General features: G+C 47.1%; 1 tRNA gene. It reads right to left on the bottom strand.

Going from position 1 to position 280, the window contains the following annotated elements:
- Nucleotides 1-77: 77 nt before the first annotated feature.
- Nucleotides 78-151 (bottom strand) — tRNA-Cys (locus A3712_RS19890).
- Nucleotides 152-280: the final 129 nt, after the last annotated feature.

Here is a 280-nt window from a genome sequence, read left to right as displayed (position 1 = left end):
AGGTTGCGCTCTACCAACTGAGCTAGTATCGCAATTTCATTCGAATCTATCTTAACTTATCAAACTAAGAGAAAGAATGGAGGCGCCTCCCGGAGTCGAACCGAGGTCCACGGATTTGCAATCCGCTGCATAGCCACTCTGCCAAGGCGCCTTTAATAGTGATTTAAGAGAACAACTCTTTGTTTATCACTCTACTTAAGAAGTAGAAACAAGATAGATGGTGCCCCAGGCCGGACTTGAACCGGCACAGCGCGAACGCCGAGGGATTTTAAATCCCTTG

Origin of the sequence: Vibrio sp. HI00D65 (assembly GCF_001635455.1) — a bacterium.
Lineage (GTDB): Bacteria > Pseudomonadota > Gammaproteobacteria > Enterobacterales > Vibrionaceae > Vibrio.
Note: the sequence above shows the minus strand (reverse complement) of the source record. Positions and strands in the feature narration are given on the sequence as shown.